Genomic DNA, 2,975 nt, shown 5'->3' with positions numbered 1-2,975 from the left:
TATTGCCTTGAACAGGTCGCCATTCGGAACCAGACATACACGCTGATCCCAGGGCTCATAACCGGGCGTAAAGTGTTTCATGTCTGCGGCACCGCGCAGTTGCTGTTTCACACTCTTCAGGAGTAAGCGTTTGACGATTTCAGGCTTGCGTTTTGATAGTTGATAGAAACCCATAAACATCACGATATTGCGCCAGCGTACAAGGGCATGAGCCAATCGATCGGGTAGATACCTGAACAGGCGAGAGCCGCTATCGGGCATTGACATAATCCAGGTCGGCGAGCGCTGCAGTAACGTAATCTTTGCGCCGGTCTTCGCGAGCGTGGGCGCAAGTGTGACCGCGGTTGCACCGGAGCCGATGATCGTGACGCGCTTGCCAGTGCAGTCTAGGGATTCCGGCCAATTTTGCGGGTGCACTACGGTGCCGCGATAGCGTTCGACGCCGGGAAAGTCAGGCGTGTAACCTTTGCTATAGCGGTAATAACCCGTGCAGCAAAACAAGAAATCGCAACTCACTTCTTCGCGCTGTGCGTTATGGGTTGATTCCAGCGTCAGCGTCCAGCGGCTGGATTCACTGTGCCAATCGGCGCTGATCAATCGTGTGCCAAAGCTGATCTTTGATTGCAGACCATTTTCGTCCACAGTTTCCTGCATGTATTTGAGTATGGTATCGGCTGGGGCGATGGCTTTTTCTGCCGTCCAGGGTTTGAAATTATAACCAAAGGTGTACATGTCGGAATCGGAGCGAATGCCGGGGTACTTGAACAGGTCCCAGGTGCCACCAATATTGTCGCGGGCTTCGATCACGCGAAAACTGCGATCGGGGCAGCGTTGCTGCATATGGAAGGCGGCACAAATGCCGGATAGGCCCGCGCCGATAATGACTACGGAAACATCTGCCATCGTGTTGCCTGAAGGGTTGTTCATTGTAAAACTCCTGATTGAGTCAACTAGTTTGACCAGTAGATGGCTTCATCTTTCCCGGTAAACGGCGCGCTGAGGTCCTTGTCGATACGCACTGGCGACGAGCTTTTCGCGGGCCAGCTGGGCGGTTTCTGTTCTGCGTTGTGGGCCGCCAAAGCGGCTTTCAGCTCAGTAACTTTGTCGGGGTATTGCTCCGACAGGTCGTGCTTTTCTGTGGGGTCGACGGCAAGGTTGTATAACCAGTGTCGGTAGAGCGCCGGATGCCCCGGAGGTGCGCTCACATTCAGCTTCCAATTGCCCACTATCGCAGTCTGGGAGGCGCCGCTGCGCCAGAAAAGTTTGTCGTGCGGTTTGCCGGGCTTCTCGCCCTGAACGTAAGGCAACAAATTAACACCGTCGATTTTGCGATCGCTTGGCAGCTTGGCGCCCGCCGCTTCGACAATCGTTGAAAACAGATCAAAGTGATGTACAGGATTGTTGAATGTTGTGCCCCCGGCAATCTTTGCCGGCCACTTGATCATAAAGGGCACATGAATGCCGCCTTCGAAGAATGTCAGCTTCCATCCACGATAAGGTTTATTGATTTCCGGTAAGCCAATGTAGGGTGCGCCGCCGTTGTCCGAGCTGAAAATCACGATGGTATTGTCACTCAACCCGTGATCATTCAGCGACTGGAGCACGCGTGTCACGCTGCGCTCAAGGCTTGCGATCATCGCGGCGTAGACTCGTTCACGATGGAGTTCGATATGATCGAGCTTGTCGTAGTCTTCGCGTAGGGCTTGTAGCGGGGTATGTACCGCCCAATGGGCCAGATACAGAAAGAAGGGCCGATCTTTATTCGCCTCGATGACTTTCACTGCTTCGTCGGTGTAGTAGTCGGTCAAATAGTCACGGGGCCTGAACGAGGTTTTGCCGCCGTTTACTGACGACGTGGCGTCAGAAATGCTCCACAAAAAGCGATCGATACCGTCGAAGGGGATTTTTGCGTTGACCACATCGGGGTGATCCTCAGGCAGATAAAGCGTGTTGATGAGCAACAGGCTTTCGTCAAAACCTTGATCCAGTGGCCCCATGCCGTTGGCAAGCCCGACATGCCACTTGCCGATATGCACATTGTGATACCCCTGATCTGCCAGCGCCTCGGCAATAGTGACTTCCCCGGCGGGCATGCCCATCGTTTCGTAGGTGAGCTCGCTCTCGCCCTCGTGTTTGATCCCTTTCGGTCTATCGGGAAACTGCTTCTCGTTACCCAATGCCGTGAGTTCCATAAATCCCGGTGGTGTGGGCGTGAATTCGAAACCAAAGCGGGTTGGATATCGCCCGGATAGAATCGCGGCTCTCGACGGGGCGCAGGTGGCATTGGCAGCATAACCATTGGTGAAATTGACCCCATGCTGTGCGATGGAATCAATGCTCGGTGTCGGTACCGTGCCACCGGCAATGCCACCGTTCAGCGTGATGTCATTCCAGCCCAAATCGTCGGCCAGTATCAGCACGACATTGGGCGGCCGTTGGTGTTTTGGCCGTTCCAGCGGATCTGTCCCTGAGGCCCACTGAATATCGGGTTGCGGCACGATCTCTGGCTGGAACAGCGGCACCATGGTTTGTGCCATCTTCAGCATCAGCGGATACCGGAAATGGTAGGCGGTGCCGCCTAACACCATCAGGATTAGCGCAGTAACGCCAAGTCTTTTGATTATTCTCATTTCAATTGCAGCTCCGATTCCGTTTTAGATCAACTGCTGGGTCTTCGGTGAAATTGGCGCGCAAATCATTGCGACCAGTTGATCGAGGAGGTTTTCCACAAACAGGTTCGCGTCCTTGCCATGAAATGCCTTATCGCTCTGGGCTCTGCGCGTTAGGGCCAGGATCGCCATCGCGTTCGCGTTTTCCAGACGCATCAGCAATAGCGACAAATCCATAGCGGGTAGCTGGTCAACAATAATCTGGAATATTTGTTCCAGGCTGGAAGTGATCGGTTCGACAATAAGCAGCGAATTGCCGTGGATCATGGAGTACTGGCCAAATTTCGCCAGAAATCGGCGAAAACT

3 protein-coding genes are annotated in these 2,975 nt (G+C 53.9%); all 3 read right to left on the bottom strand.

Going from position 1 to position 2,975, the window contains the following annotated elements; translation table 11 throughout:
• A partial coding sequence (locus ABYP39_RS18250; protein ID WP_372784056.1) for a flavin-containing monooxygenase occupies positions 1-927 on the bottom strand: 927 nt, incomplete at its 3' end.
• Between the two features lie 23 nt (positions 928-950).
• Positions 951-2,630: a sulfatase gene (locus ABYP39_RS18245; protein ID WP_372784054.1), complete on the bottom strand. Its 1,680-nt coding sequence runs from the start codon at positions 2,628-2,630 to the stop codon at positions 951-953.
• A 24-nt stretch (positions 2,631-2,654) separates the two neighbouring features.
• The coding region (locus ABYP39_RS18240; RefSeq protein WP_372784052.1) for a hypothetical protein at positions 2,655-2,975 on the bottom strand (321 nt) is incomplete at its 5' end.

The organism is Litorivivens sp. (genome assembly GCF_041625495.1).
In the GTDB taxonomy this organism is placed as follows: domain Bacteria; phylum Pseudomonadota; class Gammaproteobacteria; order Pseudomonadales; family Spongiibacteraceae; genus Litorivivens.
Note: the sequence above shows the minus strand (reverse complement) of the source record. Positions and strands in the feature narration are given on the sequence as shown.

Coding starts and splice junctions, on each gene's coding strand:
- ABYP39_RS18245 (WP_372784054.1), bottom strand. CDS start 2,630: ATGAGAATAATCAAAAGACTTGGCGTTACTGCGCTAATCCTGATGGTG.